This is a genomic window from Pseudomonas sp. LAP_36 (assembly GCF_019456785.1).
GTDB lineage: Bacteria > Pseudomonadota > Gammaproteobacteria > Pseudomonadales > Pseudomonadaceae > Aquipseudomonas > Aquipseudomonas tritici.
The window spans coordinates 1017425-1037937 of sequence record NZ_JAHZMS010000001.1; the positions used below are offsets into that span (position 1 = coordinate 1017425).

At 59.2% G+C, this 20513-nt stretch carries 20 protein-coding genes; 14 read left to right on the forward strand and 6 right to left on the reverse strand.

The window, feature by feature from the left end; all coding sequences use genetic code 11:
- The first annotated feature begins 28 nt into the window (after positions 1–28).
- The 3 genes from JBO08_RS04740 (at position 29) to JBO08_RS04750 (ending at position 3640) form a co-directional block, all read left to right on the forward strand.
- On the forward strand, positions 29–2035 hold the full coding sequence (locus JBO08_RS04740; protein ID WP_220074464.1) for a nucleoside-diphosphate sugar epimerase/dehydratase: 2007 nt from the start codon (positions 29–31) through the stop codon (positions 2033–2035).
- An 87-nt stretch (positions 2036–2122) separates the two neighbouring features.
- Positions 2123–3145, forward strand: a complete 1023-nt coding sequence (locus tag JBO08_RS04745) for a glycosyltransferase family 4 protein (protein ID WP_220074463.1) — start codon at positions 2123–2125, stop codon at positions 3143–3145.
- Positions 3146–3307: 162 nt separating this feature from the next.
- Entirely contained in the window at positions 3308–3640 is a 333-nt protein-coding gene (locus tag JBO08_RS04750; protein WP_065889554.1) for a ComEA family DNA-binding protein, read from the forward strand.
- Positions 3641–3658: 18 nt separating this feature from the next.
- Here JBO08_RS04750 and JBO08_RS04755 read toward each other — a convergent pair whose 3' ends face one another.
- Positions 3659–3859, reverse strand: a complete 201-nt coding sequence (locus JBO08_RS04755; RefSeq protein ID WP_220074462.1) for a hypothetical protein — start codon at positions 3857–3859, stop codon at positions 3659–3661.
- Positions 3860–4115: 256 nt separating this feature from the next.
- On the opposite strand from JBO08_RS04755, the gene JBO08_RS04760 reads away from it, so the two are divergent.
- Both JBO08_RS04760 and JBO08_RS04765 read left to right on the forward strand, forming a co-directional pair.
- Entirely contained in the window at positions 4116–4760 is a 645-nt protein-coding gene (locus JBO08_RS04760) for a GntR family transcriptional regulator (RefSeq protein ID WP_220074461.1), read from the forward strand.
- A gap of 15 nt (positions 4761–4775) precedes the next feature.
- Positions 4776–5624, forward strand: coding sequence for a DUF1989 domain-containing protein (locus tag JBO08_RS04765; RefSeq protein WP_220074460.1), 849 nt, complete (start codon positions 4776–4778; stop codon positions 5622–5624).
- 74 nt (positions 5625–5698) lie between these two features.
- On the opposite strand, the gene JBO08_RS04770 is transcribed toward JBO08_RS04765, so the two are convergent.
- Both JBO08_RS04770 and eat read right to left on the reverse strand, forming a co-directional pair.
- Complete coding sequence (locus JBO08_RS04770) at positions 5699–5866, reverse strand: DUF2897 family protein (RefSeq protein WP_065874977.1); 168 nt, start codon at positions 5864–5866, stop codon at positions 5699–5701.
- Positions 5867–5977: 111 nt separating this feature from the next.
- Positions 5978–7342, reverse strand: coding sequence for an ethanolamine permease (eat, locus tag JBO08_RS04775; protein WP_049709334.1), 1365 nt, complete (start codon positions 7340–7342; stop codon positions 5978–5980).
- Between the two features lie 411 nt (positions 7343–7753).
- Between eat and kdpF the strand changes: the two genes are divergently transcribed.
- The 6 genes from kdpF (at position 7754) to JBO08_RS04805 (ending at position 15797) form a co-directional block, all read left to right on the forward strand.
- A complete protein-coding gene (kdpF, locus tag JBO08_RS04780; RefSeq protein WP_003218754.1) occupies positions 7754–7843 on the forward strand; it encodes a K(+)-transporting ATPase subunit F in 90 nt (29 codons plus the stop codon).
- A gap of 9 nt (positions 7844–7852) precedes the next feature.
- A complete protein-coding gene (gene kdpA / locus JBO08_RS04785; RefSeq protein WP_186752992.1) occupies positions 7853–9553 on the forward strand; it encodes a potassium-transporting ATPase subunit KdpA in 1701 nt (566 codons plus the stop codon).
- A 20-nt stretch (positions 9554–9573) separates the two neighbouring features.
- A complete protein-coding gene (gene kdpB / locus JBO08_RS04790; protein ID WP_175403008.1) occupies positions 9574–11631 on the forward strand; it encodes a potassium-transporting ATPase subunit KdpB in 2058 nt (685 codons plus the stop codon).
- Positions 11632–11731: 100 nt separating this feature from the next.
- On the forward strand, positions 11732–12277 hold the full coding sequence (gene kdpC, locus JBO08_RS04795; protein WP_065874981.1) for a potassium-transporting ATPase subunit KdpC: 546 nt from the start codon (positions 11732–11734) through the stop codon (positions 12275–12277).
- A 141-nt stretch (positions 12278–12418) separates the two neighbouring features.
- Positions 12419–15070: a sensor histidine kinase KdpD gene (locus JBO08_RS04800; RefSeq protein WP_065889566.1), complete on the forward strand. Its 2652-nt coding sequence runs from the start codon at positions 12419–12421 to the stop codon at positions 15068–15070.
- A 37-nt stretch (positions 15071–15107) separates the two neighbouring features.
- Complete coding sequence (locus JBO08_RS04805; protein ID WP_065874983.1) at positions 15108–15797, forward strand: response regulator; 690 nt, start codon at positions 15108–15110, stop codon at positions 15795–15797.
- Positions 15798–15912: 115 nt separating this feature from the next.
- On the opposite strand, the gene JBO08_RS04810 is transcribed toward JBO08_RS04805, so the two are convergent.
- Positions 15913–16950 (reverse strand): patatin-like phospholipase family protein, encoded by a 1038-nt coding sequence (locus tag JBO08_RS04810; protein WP_065874984.1) that lies wholly within the window; start codon positions 16948–16950, stop codon positions 15913–15915.
- Between the two features lie 228 nt (positions 16951–17178).
- Here JBO08_RS04810 and JBO08_RS04815 point away from each other — a divergent pair, with 228 nt between their 5' ends.
- The 3 genes from JBO08_RS04815 (at position 17179) to JBO08_RS04825 (ending at position 19191) form a co-directional block, all read left to right on the forward strand.
- On the forward strand, positions 17179–17457 hold the full coding sequence (locus JBO08_RS04815) for a hypothetical protein (RefSeq protein WP_012722962.1): 279 nt from the start codon (positions 17179–17181) through the stop codon (positions 17455–17457).
- Between the two features lie 83 nt (positions 17458–17540).
- Positions 17541–18302 carry a CHAD domain-containing protein gene (locus JBO08_RS04820; RefSeq protein WP_065874985.1) on the forward strand — a complete coding sequence of 254 codons (762 nt, stop codon included), beginning with the start codon at positions 17541–17543 and terminating at the stop codon, positions 18300–18302.
- A 91-nt stretch (positions 18303–18393) separates the two neighbouring features.
- Positions 18394–19191 carry an acyl-CoA thioesterase II gene (locus tag JBO08_RS04825; RefSeq protein ID WP_065874986.1) on the forward strand — a complete coding sequence of 266 codons (798 nt, stop codon included), beginning with the start codon at positions 18394–18396 and terminating at the stop codon, positions 19189–19191.
- Positions 19192–19193: 2 nt separating this feature from the next.
- Here the strand turns inward: JBO08_RS04825 and JBO08_RS04830 are convergent, their stop codons facing one another.
- Together JBO08_RS04830 and JBO08_RS04835 are read right to left on the reverse strand one after the other, a co-directional pair.
- Positions 19194–19556, reverse strand: coding sequence for an Mpo1-like protein (locus tag JBO08_RS04830; RefSeq protein WP_065874987.1), 363 nt, complete (start codon positions 19554–19556; stop codon positions 19194–19196).
- 548 nt (positions 19557–20104) lie between these two features.
- Positions 20105–20512, reverse strand: a complete 408-nt coding sequence (locus JBO08_RS04835) for an Imm50 family immunity protein (protein WP_220074459.1) — start codon at positions 20510–20512, stop codon at positions 20105–20107.
- Between the last annotated feature and the right edge of the window lies 1 nt (position 20513).

Here is a 20513-nt window from a genome sequence, read left to right on the forward strand (position 1 = left end):
CGAAATTCGAACGAAGGGATCTCGTGCAATGCGTGAGCGTTTATTGAATCTGCCGCGCAGCTACAAGCGTTTCTTGCAGTTGATGGTCGATGTGATTTTGGTGTGGGTCGCGCTTTGGCTCGCGTTTGTGGTGAGGTTGGGTATTGAACAACCCATCAACCCGTTCGGTGATTACGCCTGGTTATTCATTGCTGCGCCGATCATCTCTATTCCTATTTTTATCCGGTTTGGCCTGTATCGCGCGGTGATGCGCTACTTCGGTAACGAAGCGTTGGTCAGCATCTTCAAAGCCGTAGCGTTGTCGTCGTTGGTATTGACGGTCTACGTCTACCTGTATCGACCGGACGTACTGGTCCCGCGCTCGTTGATCATCAACTATTGGTGGCTTAATCTGCTGATGATCGGCGGACTACGGTTGTTCATGCGCCAGTATTTCCTCGGCGACTGGTTCCTTGCGGGTCAGCATGTGCCTTTTTTACGCCAGGACGACGACGCGACCAAGGTCGCGGTCTATGGCGGTGGCGCGGCAGGTAACCAGCTGGTCGCGGCCCTGCGGTCGGACAAGTCAATGCGGCCGGTTGCGATTATCGACGACGACGCAACTATTGCGCGCCGGGTAATAGCCGGGCTCAAGGTTTACCCCTTCTCTGATATCGAACAGATGATCGAGGAGACAGGTGCAACTGAAGTCCTGTTAGCCATCCCGTCGGCCTCACGCGCCCGGCGCCGTGAGATTCTTGCTGCGCTTGAACGCTATCCGGTACACGTGCGTACGATCCCTGGGTTCATGGACTTGGCCAACGGCCGCGTCAGTGTCAGCGATCTTCAGGAAGTCGATATTGTCGACCTGCTCGGCCGCGATCCGGTTGCTGCACAGCAGGCTTTGTTCGAGCGCTGCATCCGCGATCACGTCGTGCTGGTGACAGGCGCGGGTGGCTCCATTGGGTCGGAATTGTGCAGGCAGATCCTCACCAGTAGGCCGACGGCGTTGATCCTGTTCGAGCACAGTGAGTTCAACCTTTACAGCATCCAGATCGAATTGGAAAAGCTGATCCAAGACACAGGATTGAATCTGGAGCTGGTACCGATCCTAGGCTCGGTTCGCAACAGTGAGCGCCTGCTGGATGTGATGCGTACTTGGAAGGTCAATACGGTTTATCACGCTGCTGCTTATAAACACGTGCCTATTGTCGAACATAATGTCGCTGAGGGCGTGCTGAATAATGTCCTCGGTACTTTGCTCACCGCTCAGGCTGCGGTGCAAGCTGGAGTGGAGCACTTTGTACTGATCTCCACCGATAAGGCAGTGCGCCCGACTAACGTCATGGGGTGCACCAAACGCTTGGCAGAAATGACCCTGCAGGCGCTAAGTCGTGAGGCCCAGCCTCTGTTGTTCGGTGAGCAGTTCACACAGCCCTGCACTAACAACACTCGTTTCACCATGGTCCGTTTCGGTAATGTGTTGGGCTCATCGGGCTCGGTCATCCCGTTGTTCCGCGAGCAGATCAAGAATGGCGGGCCGATTACCGTGACCCATCCGAACATGACCCGCTATTTCATGACAATTCCTGAAGCTGCGCAATTGGTCATCCAGGCCGGCTCAATGGGGCAGGGCGGTGACGTATTCGTACTCGATATGGGGCACCCGGTAAAAATCGCAGACTTGGCTGAAAAGATGGTGCACCTTTCCGGCCTGTCATTGCGTAGTCCGGAAAAACCCAGCGGAGACATCGCGATCGAGTTCACCGGCCTGCGCCGTGGTGAGAAGCTCTATGAGGAGCTGCTGATCGGAGACAACGTATCTCCGACCGAACACTCGATGATCATGCGGGCCGATGAGGAGCATTTGCCGTGGGAGCAGTTCAAACTTGCGATTTCGGCACTAATCGATGCCGTCACCTCGGATAACTATGTTCAAGTCCGCGAACTGCTCGGCGATACGGTAAGTGGTTATGTTCCCGAGTGTCAGATTGTGGACCTGATCCACATGCGTCGTCAGGAAGATGCTGACGGCCCTTTATTAGGCAGAGATTGAATTGAACCTCCACTCTCTGAATCGTGCAGCAGGCCAAGCAGTTATTAGTGCCAATAGGAAATATTAGGTTTTGGAGTTTTTTAGATAATGAACTATTGGTGGCTGATTCCGGCATTGGCCGGACTTTCCTTTTTTCTGACGGCAGCCCTGCGTCGCTATGCGTTGTCGCGAAAAATGCTCGACATACCCAATGGTCGCAGTTCTCATTCCGTCCCCACACCGCGTGGGGGAGGCGTTGCGATTGTACTGAGCTATCTGGTGGCCTTGGTTGCGTTGTTTGCAGGTGGGCTCATCGCTTCGCCCTTGTTTTATGCGCTCATCGGAGCTGGCGTATTAACCGCAATTGTCGGATTTCTGGATGATCATGGACATATAGCTGCGCGCTGGAGATTGCTGGCGCACTTCGCTGCGGCAGTATGGGCGGTGGTATGGATCGGAGGGTTGCCAGCTATAAGCGTGTTCGGCTTGAGTGTCGACGTTAGCTGGGTTGGTTATTTGTTCGCGGTCCTTTATTTGGTCTGGATGCTTAACCTTTATAATTTCATGGACGGTATTGATGGCATCGCCGGCGTTGAGGCTATTACAGTTTGCCTGAGCGGTTGCGTCCTGTACTGGGTCAACGGTTCCTCTGTCGAAGGGTGGTCGTTAGTTACCCTGGCCTGTTGCGCCGCAGGGTTTCTACTCTGGAACTTTCCGCCAGCCAAGATATTCATGGGCGATGCCGGGAGTGGATTTCTTGGCATTGCACTCGGCGTGTTATCGATTCAGGCAGCCTGGGTTTCACCGACGATGTTCTGGGCTTGGTTGATACTCCTTGGGGTATTCATTGTAGACGCTACGTTTACCTTGTTACGTCGCCTGATACGAGGTGACAAAGTTTACGAAGCACACCGCAGCCATGCTTACCAGTTCGCATCGCGGCAATTTGGCAAGCATCTGCCTGTCACTTTGGCTGTAGGAATATTCAACGTATTCTGGCTGTTGCCTGCTGCACTGTGTCTGATTCTCTACGATTTGGACGGCGCTACGGTATTGGCTGTGGCTTATGCCCCGTTGATATTTTTGGCAGTCAAGTTTCGTGCGGGTGAGTTGGAGCGTAGTATGGCGTAAACTGGCCGTGCGTAGAGTTATTGATGTAAACGTAGAAAGTACAGGCAGTGAGATTTAACATCCTGTAATGGACACATTTTTGACAGTTGCCTGATATCACCTAAGTTTGGGAAGCAGCTTCGGAACAGCTGCTTTCCTCACCAATATCATGGAGCATTCAAAATGCAAAACACCTACCTCACCTCCCTCATCTTCGCTTTCCTCACCACGCTCTCCGTTACCACCACCGCAGCCCCGTCCATCAAGCCCGAAGCCCCAACCCCGATCACCGCCCAGATGTCCAAGGCCGAGCAGCCTGCCAAGGTCAACCTCAACGCCGCCGACGCCGAAACCCTGCGTCGTGACCTCTTTGGCATCGGTGCAGCGAAAGCCAAGGCGATCGTGGCCTACCGAGAAAGCAATGGCCCGTTCACGGCGGTGGATGAGTTGTTGGAGGTGAAGGGAATCGGCAAGGCGTTGCTGGAGAAGAACCGCGAGAGGCTGATGATCAATTAAATAACCTGAGGAGGCCGGTCATTGACTGGCCTTTTTTTGGCGATCAACGCTGAGCTTCTTCCATCTTGCCGCTATAACCGGATCCAGATATCCCCCGTCGTCGTCCCGCTCAAGGCGCTCAGCGGGAATGCGCGATTCAAAAGACGGGCGGCACTCTTCGTGAGGGTCTTCTGAATAGGTGACGAATTCTGAAATGACGATGGTCAGCTTTTTGAGCATTTTTATCATACCTGCTACCTCTCTTAATCATCCCTGAATGTGGCGCGAATCTCGTTGCAGATAGCAGGACACTCCAGCTATGCCGTTCACTTGAGTCTTACACACATTGAGAAGGTTGTTTGTGAACCTTAAGACGCTTTATCGGCAACGAGGTTGTTCACATGAAAGATTAATTCGACAACGCGCAGTAAAGAGTCCTTGGCATAAAAAGTGATTACCTTTACCAAACAGATTGTTCAACAATCCCAAGGTAACCATGACCCTCACCCTATCCCTAGCAGACCAAATCGCCCTGGAACTGCGCGCCGACATCATCGGCGGGCGGCTGTTACCCGGCATGCCGTTGGTCGAAGCCGAGCTGGTGACCGCCTACAACGCCTCGCGCAACACCATCCGCGAAGCACTGCACCGTCTAGGCCAGGAAGGCCTGACCCGCTACGTGCGTAACAAGGGCGTCATGGTCCGGCGGCTGGAACGTGATGAGGTGCGTGATTTGTTTGTAGTCCGCCGCACCCTGGAGTTGCAGGCCATCGCCCAGAGCGGTCCGCTGACAGAGGCCCAATCCGAACGCATGCAAAACGCTATCGACGCCACCACCCTGGCCCGTGAGCGCGAAGACTGGCGTGCGGTTGCCACCCACAGCCTGGTGTTTCACCAGCAGATTGTCGGGTTGATGCGCAGCCCCTTGTTCGATGAGTTTTTTGCTCAGGTCATCGCGCAACTGCGTTTGGTGTTCTGCGCCGCGCCTGATGAGCAGCGCTTCCAGTCGCCGTGGCTAGAGCGTGATCGTGAGATTTACACATTACTGGCCCAACAGGATAAACCGGCGGCAGGGGAGGCGATGAGCCTCTACCTGGATGATTCGGAACGCCTTTCCCTGGCCTTGTTTCACCACCCCTGATCGAGGATCTGCATCATGTACAAAGACTATCCGGCCGCTTATCAGGTCAGCAAAGGTTCGGCGCTGCAGGTCGACACGGCGTTTTACGAGCGCATCCGTGACCAAAAACAGCAACGTACGGTGATCGAGCAGTTCGAGGTGCCAATCCGCACGGGCAGGGCGTGGAAGGTGCCGGCTGGGCATGTGTTTCGTGTGACCACGCCGGTCGGTCCACAGGTGGGTGACTTCAATGTGTGGAATGCCAACGACCCTCGTGAACGCCTGTGGGCGGCGCGCACGCGTCAGTTGCAGGGCGCCCATGTGAGCACGCATGACCGGTTGTGGTCGAATCTGCCATTTTTAAGACCGCTGGTGACGATCACCGATGACAGCCTGGCCAGTTACGGCATCGATGAGCATGGCGGGCGTCTGCATGATTTGCTCGGCACGCGTTGCGATCCGTATGTGAACCGGATGCTCACCGGAGAGGACTTCCATCACCATTGCCATTCGAACCTGACTCGCGCGGTGTTACCCCACGGTCTGACGGAATTCGACGTGCATGACGTGCTGAACATTTTCCAGTGCACGGGCCTGAATCATGACGACATGTATTTCATGAAGGCTTGCCCGGCGCAGAAGGGCGATTACCTGGAGTTTTTTGCCGAGATTGATTTGCTGTGTGCGCTGTCGACGTGCCCGGGCGGGGATTTATCGCTGCCGATGTGGGGGCCGGAGGCGCAGGACCCCTTGACGGTATGCCGTCCGTTGGGCGTCGAGATTTATAAACTGGAGGAGGGATTGCTGAACGGCTGGAGCCAGCCGGAGCGTGCTGCTTATAAAGGGCAGCACGGGTTGCACATTGCCAAGGCGGATTGGGAGTAGCTTTTTAGAGGGGCTGCTTCGCAGCCCAACGGGAGCGAGCTCCCTCGCCACAGGTGTGTGTCAGGGCAGCCAAGTCAGCGATCCTGCGCGTCCTTCGCATCCGCTTGGGCGTTGCGGTCGGCCACGCGTTTGCGTTGTTCGTCGGTGAGTTCCACTTTGTTGGCGCTGTCTCGCAGCATCATCAGCCCACCGACGATCGACCCGATCGCTACTACCATAATCAACCACGCGTACCACGGCATAAGGCTCTCCTTGAGGCAGATCACCGTGGGAGAATTTTCCCACGGGAATAACTGCTTTGAGTAACAGGCTTTCTCAGGAGTTCAGTGTAGGCCTGTTCCGCCTCGTTAACCTCAGAGTCCGGTCAACATCGCATCCGCGGGTGCATCCGCGCGGTCTTGCGCGGTCATTTGGAAGTAAACGAATCCGACGGCCATAAAGCCCAGGAAGATCAGCCCGATCAGCGTGTTGAACCAGGCCATGGCCACCAGGCACACCACCGCCAGCACCAGCGCAATGCCCGGCACGATGGGGTAGCCCGGTGCGCGGAAGGTGCGCTCCAGCAACGGTTCGGTCTTGCGCAGTTTGAACAGGCTGAGCATGCTCATGATGTACATCACAATGGCGCCAAATACGGCCATGGTGATCATCGCTGCGGTCAGTGTCATGCCGCCCAGGTTGATCAGGCCGTCGCTGTAGATCGCGGCGATACCGACCACGCCGCCGGCGATGATTGCCCGGTGCGGTGTCTGAAAGCGCGACAGTTTTGCGAGGAAAGACGGCAGGTAGCCGGCGCGGGCCAGGGCGAAGAACTGACGCGAGTAGCCCAGGATAATGCCGTGGAAACTCGCCACCAGGCCGAACAAGCCGATCCACACCAGCATGTGCAGCCAGCCGGAGCTGTCGCCGACCACGGTTTTCATGGCTTGTGGCAATGGGTCGTTGATATTGGAGAGGGTGCGCCAGTCGCCCACGCCGCCGGCAAAGAACATCACACCCATGGCCAGGATCACCAGGGTCAGGATGCCGCTGATGTAGGCTTTTGGAATGGTGCGCTTCGGATCTTTCGCTTCTTCGGCGGCCATGGCCGCGCCTTCGATGGCGAGGAAGAACCAGATAGCAAACGGAATCGCGGCAAACATGCCGGCAATTGCCGGGGCGCCAAAGGTGTCGGAACCGGCCCAGCCGTTCAGGGCGAAGTTGCTGAAGCTGAAGGCGGGCGCTACGACACCCATAAACACCAGCAACTCGGCGACGGCGAGTACGCACACGACTAATTCGAAGGTGGCGGCGAGTTTCACACCAAGGATGTTCAGGCCCATGAACACGATGTACGCGCCGACGGCTGCGTGTTTCGGGTCCAGCGCCGGGAATTGCACGTTCAGGTAAGCGCCGATGGCCAAGGCGATGGCGGGGGGCGCAAAGACAAATTCGATCAGCGTCGCGAGCCCCGCGATCAAACCGCCTTTCTCACCAAAGGCACGACGGCTGTAGGCAAACGGCCCACCCGCGTGAGGAATCGCGGTCGTCAGCTCGGTGAAACTGAAGATGAAGCAGGTGTACATGGCGGCGACCATCAACGAGGTCACCAAAAAGCCCAAGGTCCCGGCGACGCCCCAGCCATAGCTCCAGCCGAAGTATTCACCGGAAATCACCAGGCCGACGGCGATGCCCCACAAGTGCAGCGTGCCCAAGGTGGGTTTTAGTTGTGTGTTCATTGTGCTGCTCCCTGAACGGTTTGGAATGATTCAAGGTGTTGCAGCGTGCATGCCAGGCTGAGAATCATTGTCGTAAAGCCGTGCAACTGTCGCCACGGGAACGGTTTGGCGTTTGAATTTGCCCTGCGTTGCACCAGATAAGTGCTGTGTTGACTGAGCTGGCGCCTTCGCGGGCAAGCCCGCTCCCACATTGGGCCGCGTATCTCCTGCTGAAACGCGGTCGAGTGTGGGAGCCGGGCTTGCCCGCGATGAGGCCCTCCTATCCACAGCAAATCCCCCTGTAAACCCCGCATAAACCCACTCTTTACGCCGTCTTTACGCCCCGCCCATACCCTCGCTCTCGTTCCTTTACACCACTCCTGCGGACAATTGCCCCACACGCGGCACTCGCCGCTAAACGGAGAGACTTCCATGAGCGTTCTGGACGGGGTGTCACTGCTATTGGCCGTGGCGCTGTTCATTTATCTGCTGGTTGCGCTGTTACGCGCGGATCGGAACTAGGAGCTGGCCATGCACAGTTATGACTATTGGCTGATCATTGCCTTTTTTGCCGTGGTGCTGGTGCCGGCCCCGTTCCTGGGGCGGTTCTATTACAAGGTGATGGAAGGGCAGCGCACCTGGCTGAGCCCGGTTCTGTGGCCTGTGGAGAAAGCCTGTTATCGCCTTTCAGGCGTGGACGAGCAGCAAGAACAAAGCTGGCAGAAATACATGCTGGCCTTGCTCGCGTTCAACCTCGCGGGTTTCTTGCTGTTGTTCGCGATCCTGGTGTTCCAAGACTATCTCCCACTGAACCCGCAGAAATTGCCGGGTCAGGAATGGACGCTGGCCTTCAACACTGCGGTCAGTTTCATGACCAACACCAACTGGCAGTCCTACAGCGGTGAGGCGTCTTTAAGCTACCTCAGCCAGATGGCCGGCCTCACCGTGCAGAACTTCGTCAGTGCTGCCACTGGCCTGGCAGTCCTGGTCGCGCTTTGCCGTGGGATCGGTCGCAAATCGGCGCAGACCTTGGGCAACTTCTGGGTCGACATGACCCGCGCCACCCTCTACGGCCTGTTGCCGTTGTGCCTGGTACTGGCGTTGTTCCTGGTGTGGCAGGGCGTGCCGCAAACCTTCGCTCACTACGTTGATGCCGTGACGATGCAAGGCGTGGATCAAGTGATCCCCCTGGGCCCGGCAGCCAGCCAGATTGCGATCAAGCAATTGGGCACCAACGGCGGTGGCTTCTTTGGTGTCAACTCGGCGCACCCGTTTGAAGACCCGACTGCCTGGGCCAACCTGTTCGAAGTGGCATCGATCATCCTGATCCCGGTGGCGCTGGTGTTCACCTTCGGCCACTACGTCAAAGACCTGCGTCAGAGCCGTGCGATCCTCGGCTGCATGCTGGCGTTGTTCCTGATCGGTGGCGCGACCTCGTTGTGGTCCGAATACCAGCCCAACCCGACCCTGAACAACCCGGCCGTTGAGCAGACCGCGCCGCTGGAAGGTAAGGAAGCGCGCTTCGGCACCACCGGCACGGTGCTGTGGTCGGTGACCACCACCGCCGCGTCCAACGGTTCGGTCAACGGTATGCAGGACAGCCTCAGCCCCCTCAGCGGGATGGTGGCGCTGGTCAACATGATGGTCGGCGAAGTGATCTTCGGCGGCGTCGGCGCCGGGATGTACGGCATGTTGCTCAACGTGTTGATCGCGGTGTTCCTCGCCGGCCTGATGATCGGCCGCACCCCGGAATACCTCGGCAAGAAGCTGCAGGCCAAGGAAGTGCAATTGCTGGTGGTGACCCTGCTGGTCATGCCGGTTGGCGTACTCGTGCTCGGCGCCATTGCCGCGAGCCTGCCTGGCCCGGCCGGTGCCATCAGCAACCCAGGTCCGCACGGCTTCAGCCAGTTGCTCTACGCCTACACCTCGGCCAGTGCCAACAACGGCTCGGCGTTCGGCGGCTTCAGTGCCAACACACCGTTCCACAACCTGATGCTCGGCCTGGGCATGTTGATCGGTCGCTTCGGCTACATCCTTCCAGTACTGGCCCTGGCCGGCAGCCTGGCGATGAAGAAGGCCGCACCGATTGGCCAGAACAGCTTCCCGACCCATGGCCCGCTGTTCGTGACCCTGTTGACCGTGACCATTTTGCTGGTGGGCGGCCTGACCTTCCTGCCGACGCTGGCACTGGGCCCAATTGCTGAACACTTGAGCATGGCTGCCTCTAAATGAAGAGCGAAGGGGATATGAAAATGAATATGCCTGCAAAAAACGCGGCCCCGGTCCAAACCCAGCAGCCCGCCAAAACTGCGATCTCCGCGCTGTGGCGCCCGGCGCTGGTCCAGGCGTTCGTGAAGCTGGACCCGCGCCAACTGCAACGTTCGCCGGTGATGCTGGTGGTCGAGCTGACCGCCATCCTCACCACCGTGCTGTGCTTTGTGCCGGACACGACCGTGCCGACCTACGTCGCCGTGCAAATCGCCGTGTGGCTGTGGTTCACCGTGCTGTTCGCCAACTTCGCCGAAGCGTTGGCCGAAGGACGTGGCAAGGCCCGCGCCGACAGCCTCAAGGCGGGCAGCGAAGGCTTGAGCGCACGCCGCAAAGAGGCCGATGGCAGCTTCAAAGTGGTGCCGGCCACCAGCCTGCGCAAAGGTGATGTGGTGCGCGTTACCGCTGGGGAAATGATCCCCGGTGACGGCGAAGTCGTCGAAGGCATCGCGGCGGTTAACGAAGCGGCGATCACTGGCGAATCCGCCCCCGTGATCCGCGAGTCCGGTGGCGACCGCTCGGCCGTCACCGGCAACACCCGCCTGGTGTCGGACTGGTTGCTGATCCGCATCACCGCCAACCCCGGTGAGTCGACCCTGGACCGCATGATCGCCCTTGTGGAAGGCGCCAAACGCCAGAAAACCCCCAATGAAGTCGCGCTGGATATCCTGCTGATTGGCCTGACGCTGATCTTCCTGTTGGTGGTGGTGACCCTGCAACCGTTCGCCCACTTCGCCAATGGCAGCTTGCCGTTGGTTTTCCTGGTCGCACTGCTGGTGACGCTGATTCCTACGACCATTGGCGGCTTGTTGTCGGCCATCGGCATCGCCGGTATGGACCGCCTGGTGCGCCTCAATGTGATCGCCAAGTCCGGCCGCGCCGTGGAAGCGGCGGGGGATGTGCACGTATTGCTGCTCGACAAGACTGGCACCATCACCTTTGGTAACCGGCGATGTGCGGCGGTGGTCGCGGCGCCTGGCGTCAGCGGCAAGGACGTGGCCGAAGGCGCGTTGTTTGCCTCCCTGGCGGATGACACCGCGGAAGGTAAATCCATCGTTGAATACCTGCGCGCCTTGCACCCGCAAGCCGAGCCGACCGCGGATGAGCTGACGGCCGTGCCGTTCAGTGCTGAAACCCGGTTGTCCGGTGTCGATTATCAGGGCCGTGTGTTCCGCAAAGGTGCCGTGGATTCGCTGCTGGCGTTTATCGGTCAGCAACGCAGCGACCTGCAACCGGCACTGTCGCGGGAAATCGACAAGATCGCCCAGAGCGGTGGTACGCCGTTGCTGGTGTGTGCCGATGGCAAGTTGCTCGGTGCGATTCACCTGAAGGACGTGGTCAAGCCCGGCATCCGCGAGCGTTTCGCTGAGTTGCGCAAACTGGGCATTCGGACCGTGATGGTGACGGGCGACAACCCGCTGACAGCCGCTGCGATTGCTGCCGAAGCGGGCGTGGACGACGTGTTGGCGGAAGCCACGCCGGAGAAAAAACTCGCCCGTATTCGTCATGAGCAGAACGACGGTCGCCTGGTGGCGATGTGCGGCGACGGCGCCAACGACGCCCCGGCGCTGGCCCAGGCGGACGTTGGCATGGCGATGAACGATGGCACCCAGGCCGCCCGCGAAGCCGCCAACATGGTCGACCTCGACAGCGACCCCACCAAGCTGCTGGACGTGGTGCAGATCGGCAAGGAATTGCTGGTGACGCGCGGTGCGCTGACCACCTTTTCCATCGCCAACGACGTGGCCAAGTACTTCGCGATTTTGCCGGCGCTGTTCGCTTCGATCTACCCGCAACTCGGCGTGCTCAACGTAATGCACTTGCAGAGCCCGCAGAGCGCGATCCTCTCGGCCATCGTGTTCAACGCACTGATCATTGTGGTGCTGATCCCGCTGGCGCTGCGCGGTGTGCGCGTGCAGGCGGCGAGTGCGGCGGCGTTGCTGCGGCGCAACCTGCTGATCTACGGGCTGGGCGGGCTGCTGGTGCCGTTCGTGGGTATCAAGGCGATCGACATGCTGCTGACTGCGTTGCACCTGGTGTAACCGAACCTGCTCTTTGTAGTGAGCGGGCTTGCCCCGCGTCGGGCTGCGAAGCAGCCCCATTGCAACACGGCAGAGCGTCCCACAAATTGAGGAATCCAAAATGTCCAACATTGTCCGCCCGGCCCTGAGCCTGCTGGTGCTCATGACCCTGATCACCGGCGTCGCCTACCCATTGGTAGTGACCGGCGTCGCCCAAGTCGCTTTCCCGGACCAGGCCAATGGCAGCCTGGTGCGCGACGCCAGCGGCAAAGTGCGCGGCTCCAGCCTGATCGCCCAGGACTTTACCGGTGACAGCTGGTTCCATCCGCGCCCCTCGGCCGGCGCTTTCGCGACGGTTTCCAGCAGCGCCAGCAACCTTGGCCCAAGCAACCCGGCGCTGGCGACGCGCATCTTTGATGATGCAAATAAACAGCTCGTGCCCAGCCAGGGGCCGGTGCCTTTGGCGTCGCTGACTACCTCCGGCAGCGGTCTTGATCCACACTTGCCACCGGAGGCGATTGCCTATCAACTGGCGCGGGTGGCGGCGGCGCGGAGTGTGCCGGTGTCGACCTTGCAGCGGTTGCTCGATGAGCACATCGAAAGCCCGTTGGTTGGGCCGCCGGTGGTGAATGTGCTGGCGCTGAACATGGCTCTGGAAAAGTTATAGGCAGGAATACCTCTATCGCGGGCAAGTCGAATCGTCGCACCGCCGCTCCCACATTTGGAATGCATTCCCCTGTGGGAGCCGGGCTTGCCCGCGATGGCGGCATAAAAGACTCCATATGAATACCTGAAGGAACCCCCAAGCATGAGCGACTCCGGCCGCGCCGATGCCCTGCTAGCCGATCTGCCCCGCAACGGCCGTGGCCGGCTCAAAGTCTTCCTTGGCGCCGCGCCCGGCGTGGGCAAGACCTACGCCATGCTCCAGGCCGCCCACACCCAATTGCGCCAGGGCGTGAAGTTGATCGCCGGCGTGGTCGAGACCCATGGTCGCGCCGAGACCGAAGCCTTGCTCAGCGGCCTGCCGCAGCAACCGTTGCTGCGCACCGACTATCGTGGCGTGATGCTTGAAGAAATGGACCTCGACGGCCTGCTCGCCGCCAAGCCCAAGCTGGTGCTGGTGGACGAGCTGGCCCACAGCAACGCCCCCGGCAGTCGCCATGAAAAGCGCTGGCAAGACATCCAGGAATTGCTCGCCGCTGGCATCAATGTGTTTACCACGGTCAACGTCCAGCACCTGGAAAGCCTCAACGACCAGGTGCGCGGCATCACCGGCGTGCAGGTGCGTGAAACCCTGCCGGACTGGGTGCTGCAAGAGGCCGACGAACTGCTGCTGATCGATCTGCCCTCTCGCGAGTTGCTGGAGCGCCTGCGCGACGGCAAGGTCTATGTGCCGGAGCAAGCCCGCGCGGCCATCGATGCGTTCTTCACCCAGACCAACCTCATGGCCTTGCGCGAGTTGGCGATGCAAACCGCCGCCGCTCATGTCGACGATGATTTGGCCCAAGGCTACCGCCAACTTGGCCAGGCCGCGCCGGCAGTGCGTGGGCGTTTGTTGGTCGGCGTGGACGGCGATGCACAGGCCGAACGCCTGGTGCGCCATGCCAGCCGTGTTGCCCAACGCCGGCATTTGCCGTGGAGCCTGGTGCACATCGACAACGGCCGCGCGCGGGACGAGCAGTTTCGATTACGCCTGCAAAATGCCCAGCAACTGGCCGAACGCCTGGGCGGTGAAGTGGTGTTGCTGCGAGCCGGCGAGGTGGCCAAGACGCTGATCCAGCATGCCGCCGAACGCCGCGCCAGCCTGGTGTTGGTGGGGCAGTCGCGGATGCGTTGGCGGCGGAGGTTGTTCGGTGGCGGCCTGGCTGCACGGTTGCTGCGGAATGCCCGTGGCTTGGAAATCAACGTCCTCGACAGCGATGACATCCCCGCACCGTCACGCTTGCCGGACGCGCGCGGGCTGGTGTGGTTCGACTATGCGCTTGCGGTCGTGGCGACGGTGGTTGCTGCGGTATTGGCTTGGGCAGTGTCCAGCGTCTTGCCGCTGCCGAATATCTCGCTGGTGTTCCTGGCGGCGGTATTGCTGGTGGCTGTGCGCAGCAGCCTGGGGCCGTCGCTGGTGTGTGCGGCGTTGTCGTTCATGACCTACGACTTCCTGTTTATCCCACCGAATTTTTCCTTCGCCATCCAGCGCGAAGAGGACGTGCTGACCCTGTTGTTCTTCCTGTTGATGGCGGCGCTGACCGGCAACCTCGCCGCGCGTCAACGCCGTCAGTTGCAGGCGTTGCGCGACACCCAGGAAGAAACCAGCGAACTGCTCGACCTGTCACGCAAACTGACGGCCGCCACTGATCGCCAGGCGGTGATCAGCGCGGCGGCGCATCACCTGGAAGGCTGGAGTGACCTGGACCTGTGCCTGGTCAACCGCGATGGCCAGGGCGGTTGGGCGATTGAGACCGGCGGCCCCCTGACGCTTAGCGAAGCCGAGCGCGCCGCTGCTGATTGGGCCTGGCAGCATGACCAGCCGGCGGGCATGGGCACCGGCACCTTGCCGTTCGGGCGTTGGTGGTGGTGGCCGTTGTCGGGCGAAGAGGGCCCGTTGGGTTTGCTGGGCGTCAGTCCAAAACCCGGCCAGGAGCTGAGCGGCCAACGCCGTCGCTTGCTGACTGCCCTGAGCCAGCCATTGGCCCAGGCGCTGGCGCGGGCGCAACTGGCCCAGGAGCTGGAGTCCGCACGGTTGCACGGTGAGACCGAGCAACTGCGCAGCGCCTTGCTGGCCTCGGTGTCTCACGATTTGCGCACGCCGCTGACCTCCATGCGCGGCAGCATCGACAGCCTGTTGGCGCTGGGTGAGGCCATCCCGCTGGAAGATCGCCGCGAGTTGCTTGAAGGCACCCGCGATGAGGCCGAGCGTCTCGACCGCTATATCCAGAACTTGCTCGACATGACGCGCCTCGGCCACGGCGCGTTGAAACTGGCGCGGGATTGGGTGTCGCCCGGTGATATCGTCGGCAGCGCCCTCGGCCGTTTGCGTGCGGTGCTGGCGCCGTTGCAGGTGAGTACCGACGTGCCGCCTGAGTTGCCATTGTTGTATGTGCATGCTGCGCTGATCGAACAAGCGCTGGTCAATGTGCTGGAAAACGCCGCGCGTTTTTCACCGTCTCAAGGGCGCTTGCAACTGAGCGCAGGCGTGCTGGATAACCAGCTGTTTTTTGCCGTCGCCGATGAAGGCCCAGGTATTCCCGAAGACGAGCGCGCAAAGATTTTCGACATGTTCTATACCGCCGCACGCGGTGATCGGGGCGGGCAGGGCACAGGCTTGGGCCTGGCAATCTGCCAGGGCATGGTCGGTGCCCACGGCGGGCATATCAGCGTAGCCGACGGCATTGACGGGCGCGGCACCTGCATCACCTTGTTCCTGCCCTTGCCGACTCAGCCTGGCCTGGAGCGCGAGGCATGAGCTACCCTGTTTTCTTCACGGATTTTGATTGGACACCATGAGCCAGACCGCGACGATTTTGGTCATTGATGACGAACCGCAGATCCGCAAATTCCTGCGCATCAGCCTGGCCTCCCAGGGCTACAAAGTGATTGAGGCCGGCACCGGCAGCGAAGGCCTGGCCCAGGCGGCACTGAGCAAGCCGGATTTGCTGGTGCTCGACCTTGGCTTGCCGGACATGGACGGCCAGCAGGTGCTGCGCGAATTCCGTGAGTGGTCGACGGTGCCGGTGTTGGTGCTGTCGGTGCGGGCCAGTGAAGGGCAAAAAGTCGAAGCGCTTGACGGTGGCGCCAATGACTATGTGACCAAACCCTTCGGCATCCAGGAGTTTCTCGCCCGGGTACGTGCGCTGCTGCGCCAGGCGCCCGCGGGTGAAGCCCAGGAAGCGGCCTTGCGGTTTGGCCCGTTGACGGTCGACCTGGCCTATCGCCGGGTGCTGCTGGACGGTGCCGAAGTGGCGCTGACGCGCAAGGAGTATGCGGTGCTCGCGCAGCTCGCCCGGCATCCGGGGCGGGTGATTACCCAGCAGCAATTGCTCAAGGATATCTGGGGCCCGACCCATACCGAGGACAGCCACTATCTGCGTATTGTGGTGGGGCATCTGCGACAGAAGCTGGCGGATGATCCGACTCAGCCGAGGTTTATCGTGACCGAGGCGGGGGTGGGGTATCGGTTGTTGAGTGCTTAGATGTTTGGCGTCGGTTCCGACGCCATCGCGGGCAAGCCCGGCTCCCACAGGGGCGTGCATTCCAAAGGTGGGAGCTGGCTTGCCTGCGATGGCGTCATCAGCAGCACCTTAACCCTCAACTCTGCTCACTCTCATACCGATCCAACGTATCACTGGCAATTTCCCTTCCCAGCGCAATCAACTCCGGCGCTTTGTAGAACTCGAAAAACCGGCACACCCGCTTCGGCACGTTGATCAGCACATCCGGCGGGTAGCCGGCAATCTTGTACTGCGCCAGCGAGGTTTGCATCACTTCGAAGCTCTGGTTGATCAAGTCGAGCAGCGACGCCGGGCCGACGTTATCGATGATGAATGAGCCGGTCGCTGACCTCGGTGCACCGGGTTTTTCCGGTGCGGCGGCGGGTTGTTGGGATTCCGGCTCGGCCGAGTCCAGCCACGGATTGATCTCTGCCGCTTGCGCCTCCAGTGCCTCTTGCTCCAGCTTCAGCAATTGTTCGGCCTGCTTGCGGCGAAACGGCAGGTGCGAACCGAGTGATTTCGCCAGGTTGTTGAAGCGACTCTTGAAGGCTGGCGGGCGTTGGATCACCGGCAACCGGTACTGCTTCTGGTTGGTGGCGTTGAGGTTGACCGCGATGATCAAGTCACAATGACTCGACACTACCGGCACGATGGGCAGCGGGTTGAGCAGGCCGCCGTCCACCAGCATGCGGTTGCCTTGCATCACCGGGGTGAACAGGCTGGGAATCGCCGCCGAAGCGCGCATGGCCTGGTGCAGGCAGCCTTCCTGGAACCAAATTTCCTGCTGGTTGGTCAGGTCGGTGGCGACGGCGGTGTAGGGGATGCGCAGTTCTTCGATATTGATCTCACCGACGATCTTGCGGATCTGCCCGAAGACCTTCTCGCCGCGAATCGCCCCCAGGCGAAAACTCACGTCGACCAAGCGCAGCACGTCGAGATAGTCGAGGCTTTCAATCCAGTTTCGATACTCCTCCAGCTTGCCGGCGGCGTAGATCCCGCCGACCACGGCCCCCATGGAACACCCGGCGACACAGGCGATGTCGTAGCCGCGCCGTTCGATTTCCTCGATAACCCCAATATGGGCGTAGCCCCGGGCTCCGCCGGAGCCCAGCACCAAGGCAACACGTTTTTTCATGGTCCATGTCCTTCCCAATGCAGGTGCCCACAATGCACCCATTGAGGTGGCGGCTTCAATCTTCGCAAGGCATGTAATATTTTTCCTGAATACTCGCGGCGCTCGGGTATGCTCTGGGATGTTGGGGTATATAGGTACTATCGATTTCAGGCTAAGGATTAGGCACTTTTCCATGTAGGCAACGTCTACAACGTACGACTGTTTTTTCTTTATTTTGAGGTGTCATCGATGAAAGCCTGGATGTGTGTGCCTGTGATCGTGTTGGCCCTGGCCGGTTGTGCCGGTAAAACCGCGTACCGCGACAGCTGTGGCTCGCAATTGGACGCCGCCTGGAAAGAACTTGACCTGGCCAAGGCTGAAGGTTTTGCCGGCACGGTGAGCTACTCCAAGGCCTTGTCTTTGTTGACCGGCGCCAAAACCCAGCAACAATTTGAAGCCTTTGAAGGCTGCTCCAATAAAGCCGAGAAAGCGCGGTTCTATATTCGTGAGTCTCGCGCCGGGCGTTGACGCGTAGCAGCTGTCGAGTGCAACGAGGCTGCGTCGGCGGCCATGAGTTACCTGGGAATTTTCGTCGTCAGGGGGAGGAAGGGATGTCAGCTTTGGTCGATCAGTTAGTCGCTCAGGTCATTGGCCTGGAAGTAGGGTTACTGAGCTGCCAGGCTCGCCTCGCCGCCGTCACCGACGATGAAGCCTTGCATGACCTGCGCACCACCGTGCGCCGACTGCGCAGCCTGTTGCGCCCCCTGCGTGGGTTGCCAGGGGTTGAACAGCTTGAATCGGCCGCCAGCAGTGTGGGCCAGATGACAACGCCGCTACGCGACCGTGAGGTGCTGGCGGCGTATTTGCATCAGCATGGCCATCACGAGGCCGCTGACCGGCGCCTACGCCTGCAACCCGATGCCTATCGCCAGGTGGCACAAAGCCCGGAAGTTGCCCATTTGCTGCGGATACTCGACGCCTTCCCGCGTTTTATTCGTGCCTCTGAACACCAGAAACTGCTCAAAGGCCTGCGCCCACGTATCGAGAAGCGTCTGGCCAAGCAATGGCAGAAACTCGGTGAAGCCTTGAAAGACCCCGACCATGATCGCCACCGCCTGCGGTTGCTGATCAAGCGCGTGCGCTACGCGGCGGAAGCGTATCCCGAGCTGGACAAGTTGCCTGCCAACGCCATGTCACGCCTGAAAAAAGCCCAGGCTACCCTCGGGGATTGGCATGACTGCTGGCAGTGGTTGGCCCAGGCCGAGCACCAGGCAGACCTGCAACCTTGTGTTGCGGTATGGCATCGCACCATGGCCAAGGCGGAAGGGCAGGCCGATCGCGTGCTGGACAAACTCAGCGCCGATTGTTTCTGAGCCGGTCCGGCTTTTGGCCGGAATAGGCGCTGCACCTCATGGGGCCGATGATTAAGATCACCCATCTGTTCCTTCTGATGTGAGACGCGCCATGCGCTTTAGTGATTTGCTCGACGCCGCACGAAGCAACCCGCTGGATGTGACCATCCCCGCCGAATGGGCCCAGGGCCGCGCAACGTTTGGTGGGCTGGTCGCCGCATTGCAATACGAAGCCCTGCGCGCCCAGGTGCCAGCTGATCGGCCTTTACGATCACTGGCAATCACCTTTGTTGGCCCGGTCGCGCCGGACGTTTCTGCCAGTTATCAAGTCGAAGTGTTGCGCGAAGGCAAGGCCGTCAGCCAGTTGCTCGGCCGCGTAGTGCAGAACGGTGAAGTGGCGACACTGGTACAAGCCAGTTTCGGCGCCTCCCGTGAGTCGGAAATTGCTGTCGAGAGTGAAGCGCCGCCCGTGTTCAAACACTGGGACGAGTGTCAGGAACTGCCCTATATCAAGGGCGTTACCCCTGAATTCATGCGCCACCTGGCGATGCGCTGGAGTGTGGGCGGCTTGCCGTTTACCGGCAACAAATCCCGCGACATGGGCGGTTGGGTGCGTTTACGCGGGGATGTGAAAGAAGAGCCACTGACCGAGGCGCATATCCTCGCCCTGGTCGACGCCTGGCCGCCGGCCTTGCTGCCGCACCTGAAAAAGCCAGCGCCGGGCAGCACCCTGACCTGGACCATCGAGTTCATCCAACCCCTGCAGACTCTGAGCACCCTCGACTGGTGCCAGTACCACGTCACCATCGAACACGCCCGCGACGGCTACGGCCATGCCGCTGCCGCGTTATGGAGCCCGACCGGCGAATTGATCGCCATCAGCCGCCAGACCGTGGTGGTCTTCGCCTGACCTCAATGCCTGTGGCGCTGCTGCCAAGCGCGCCACCAGCTACCGCTCAATACAAAACGCGGAAAGGTCACGAACTGCTCAACCACCAGGCGTTGTACTGCGTCTTTACGATCACTGAACGGCTCACTGGCCTGGGCTTCCAGGCTATGGCCATGGCGCTGTAGCGCCAAGCCGGCCAGGATGCCGACAACGCCGACGGCAAAACTGGCCAGGCTCAGGCTGAATACCCCGGATACGATCAACAGGAACCCGACGATAAACAGCGGCACGGCAATCAGGTGCAACGCCAGGTTGGTCGGGTGCTGATGGTTTTGCGGGTAGCTGCGCCATTGCCAGGCGGGGAGATTGGGGTGACGTTTGCCCATGATGGTGAATCCTCTGTCCGTTGAAATAGCCTGGGCAGAGTTTAGGTGGGAGCGGCTGGGGCGGCGAATTGGGGCTAACTATGGGGGTCATAGAGCGCAATTGCCGCAAGCCACTTTATGCCCAAATTACGCAGTCATGGTCATCCAAGTGCACCAGAAAAGTGAGTTCGATATCGGCCACCCAAAATGGGTATCCGATCGATTCACCTAGGATGTCTGCAATGTCTTGGGAATTGCTGACCGTCCAAGCGCTGTACGTTGAGTCGAGCACTAATAGAATCAGTTTTTTTTAATGATGCGATGCTGTATTTCTTTCCAGAAGTCGGGTTGTGCTCGGTGCTTTTTTCGAACAGTTTGACCGGGTCGAGTATATCGCTTTCTGATTTGAAGAACTTTCTCGTCAGAGCGTGGATGAAAGTGGCAAGTTCGCTCGATTGCAGTTTCTAGAGCGGATATGCAGCTTTTTAAAGCTTGGCCTATTTCCTTTTCAAGGTGACTCAATACTCTGGTACCGTTTGGATGTGTGTTTGCGAGTTAAAACACTCGAACTATTTGAAGTAGTAGTCGTCCGGTCCGTTAATATAAACATTAGGATCTTTAAGTGAAATGAATTTTGCATTGAACTTTATGGAAGCGTTGTTGCTGACGGCTTCAAATGTGAAATAGTCACTATCTTTGTTGATGTTTACGGTAAATACCTCATGTGCAGGAATATTTGAAATTTTTAAGTCTTTGATTTCATAAAAAGTTAGACCTAATCTACACATGTTATACCCTTTATTCTTCCATTTTTCTGGTAAGTTATCTGGAAACTCGGGTATGTCGAAACCCATGCCAATACAAGGTTGGTCATTTTCTATCCTTATAGAAAAAAGAGCTATTTTTCCAATTTCAATAGAGGAGCTAAAAAGTTTGTTAAAAAATATGCTTCCATCTAAGTTATTCCAGTATTTCATG

Coding starts and splice junctions, on each gene's coding strand:
- JBO08_RS04745 (WP_220074463.1), top strand. CDS start 2,123: ATGAACTATTGGTGGCTGATTCCGGCATTGGCCGGACTTTCCTTTTTT.
- JBO08_RS04755 (WP_220074462.1), bottom strand. CDS start 3,859: ATGCTCAAAAAGCTGACCATCGTCATTTCAGAATTCGTCACCTATTCA.
- kdpF (WP_003218754.1), top strand. CDS start 7,754: ATGAGCGTTCTGGACGGGGTGTCACTGCTATTGGCCGTGGCGCTGTTC.
- JBO08_RS04765 (WP_220074460.1), top strand. CDS start 4,776: ATGTACAAAGACTATCCGGCCGCTTATCAGGTCAGCAAAGGTTCGGCG.
- JBO08_RS04820 (WP_065874985.1), top strand. CDS start 17,541: ATGTCAGCTTTGGTCGATCAGTTAGTCGCTCAGGTCATTGGCCTGGAA.
- JBO08_RS04830 (WP_065874987.1), bottom strand. CDS start 19,556: ATGGGCAAACGTCACCCCAATCTCCCCGCCTGGCAATGGCGCAGCTAC.
- kdpB (WP_175403008.1), top strand. CDS start 9,574: ATGAATATGCCTGCAAAAAACGCGGCCCCGGTCCAAACCCAGCAGCCC.
- kdpC (WP_065874981.1), top strand. CDS start 11,732: ATGTCCAACATTGTCCGCCCGGCCCTGAGCCTGCTGGTGCTCATGACC.
- JBO08_RS04815 (WP_012722962.1), top strand. CDS start 17,179: ATGAAAGCCTGGATGTGTGTGCCTGTGATCGTGTTGGCCCTGGCCGGT.
- eat (WP_049709334.1), bottom strand. CDS start 7,342: ATGAACACACAACTAAAACCCACCTTGGGCACGCTGCACTTGTGGGGC.
- kdpA (WP_186752992.1), top strand. CDS start 7,853: ATGCACAGTTATGACTATTGGCTGATCATTGCCTTTTTTGCCGTGGTG.
- JBO08_RS04760 (WP_220074461.1), top strand. CDS start 4,116: ATGACCCTCACCCTATCCCTAGCAGACCAAATCGCCCTGGAACTGCGC.
- JBO08_RS04740 (WP_220074464.1), top strand. CDS start 29: ATGCGTGAGCGTTTATTGAATCTGCCGCGCAGCTACAAGCGTTTCTTG.
- JBO08_RS04805 (WP_065874983.1), top strand. CDS start 15,108: ATGAGCCAGACCGCGACGATTTTGGTCATTGATGACGAACCGCAGATC.
- JBO08_RS04770 (WP_065874977.1), bottom strand. CDS start 5,866: ATGCCGTGGTACGCGTGGTTGATTATGGTAGTAGCGATCGGGTCGATC.
- JBO08_RS04835 (WP_220074459.1), bottom strand. CDS start 20,512: ATGAAATACTGGAATAACTTAGATGGAAGCATATTTTTTAACAAACTT.
- JBO08_RS04810 (WP_065874984.1), bottom strand. CDS start 16,950: ATGAAAAAACGTGTTGCCTTGGTGCTGGGCTCCGGCGGAGCCCGGGGC.
- JBO08_RS04825 (WP_065874986.1), top strand. CDS start 18,394: ATGCGCTTTAGTGATTTGCTCGACGCCGCACGAAGCAACCCGCTGGAT.
- JBO08_RS04750 (WP_065889554.1), top strand. CDS start 3,308: ATGCAAAACACCTACCTCACCTCCCTCATCTTCGCTTTCCTCACCACG.
- JBO08_RS04800 (WP_065889566.1), top strand. CDS start 12,419: ATGAGCGACTCCGGCCGCGCCGATGCCCTGCTAGCCGATCTGCCCCGC.